Source organism: Methylobacterium sp. WL18 (assembly GCF_008040015.1).
Lineage (GTDB): Bacteria > Pseudomonadota > Alphaproteobacteria > Rhizobiales > Beijerinckiaceae > Methylobacterium > Methylobacterium mesophilicum.
Map to the genome: position 1 here is coordinate 1 of NZ_VRVD01000946.1, position 1,328 is coordinate 1,328.

1 protein-coding gene and 1 pseudogene are annotated in these 1,328 nt (G+C 69.9%); both read left to right on the top strand.

Annotated elements, in window-relative coordinates:
- Positions 1 to 2: 2 nt before the first annotated feature.
- The gene (locus FV228_RS29965; RefSeq protein WP_147857754.1) at positions 3 to 1,181 is read left to right on the top strand and encodes a D-alanyl-D-alanine carboxypeptidase family protein; all 1,179 of its coding nucleotides are present in this window, start codon (positions 3 to 5) and stop codon (positions 1,179 to 1,181) included.
- A 10-nt stretch (positions 1,182 to 1,191) separates the two neighbouring features.
- Positions 1,192 to 1,328: pseudogene (locus FV228_RS34590) on the top strand (thymidylate kinase); the annotation flags it as partial.

Sequence of the window (1,328 nt, forward strand, 5' to 3'; positions counted from 1 at the left end):
CGCTGGGCGCCGGCCTCGCGGGCGCGACCGCCCAGGGCTTCCAGACGGCGGCCCCGCACGCGATCCTGATCGACGCCGATTCCGGCTCGGTGCTGTTCGAGAAGGCCGCCGACGAGCGGTTCTCCCCGGCCAGCATGGCCAAATTGATGACCACCGACATCGTGTTCGAGGCGCTGAAATCCGGCCGCTTGGCGATGGATACCGAGTTCACCGTCACCGAGGACGCCTGGAAGCGGGGCGGGGCCGGCGGCGGCGGCTCGTCGATGTTCGCCCAGGTCAACAGCCGCATCAAGATGTCGGACCTGCTGCGCGGGCTGATCGTCCAGTCGGGCAACGACGCCGCGATCACCATCGCGGAGAACATGGCCGGCACCGAGGACTCCTTCGCCGGGCTGATGAACCAGCGGGCCAAGGAGATCGGGCTGACGAATTCGACCTTCCGCAACGCCACCGGCTACTCGGCGCCCGACCAGAAGGTCACGGCCCGGGACATGGCCAAGCTCGCGATCCACCTGATCGACACCTACCCGGACCTGTACAAGATCTTCGCCGAGAAGGAGTTCACCTGGAACAAGATCCGCCAGCAGAACCGCAATCCGCTCCTGGCGCTCGACATCGGCGCCGACGGGCTGAAGACCGGCTACCTGGAGGAATCGGGCTACGCGCTGACCGGCTCGGCGGTGCAGAACGGCCAGCGCCTGGTGCTGGTGATCTCGGGGCTCAAGACCGCCCGGGACCGGGCCTCCGAGGCGCGCAAGCTGATGGAATGGGGGTTCCGCGCGTTCGAGACGCGGCAGATCTTCGGGGCCGGCGAGACGGTCGCCGACGCCTCGGTGTTCGGCGGCGAGGCGGGCTCCGTGCCGCTGGTCTCGAAGAAGCCGGTGCGGGTCCTGCTGCCCCGCGGCTCCAGCGACCGGGTCAGCGCCAAGGTGGTTTATACCGGGCCGCTGATGGCTCCCGTCGAGGAGGGCCGGCAGGTCGGCACCCTGCGGATCCAGCGCGGCGACACGGTCGCCCTCGACCAGCCGCTCTTCGCCGGCGCGACGGTGGAGGCCGGCACGCTGTCGCAGCGGGCGATGGATGCGGCGCTGGAATTCGGCACCGGCCTCGTGCGCAAGGCCTTCGACCGCGTCGGCAAGAAGGACGCGAAACCCGGCGAGCGTACGGCCGATCCGACGTGATTGGACGCCCGTGATCGTGCCAGGCTTCGAAGACGCTTCGCAGGGAACCTTCATCACCTTCGAGGGCGGGGAGGGCGCCGGCAAGTCGACCCAGGTCGCCCGCCTGGCCGCGACCCTGCGGTCGCGCTCGGGCCGGGAGGTCCGCGT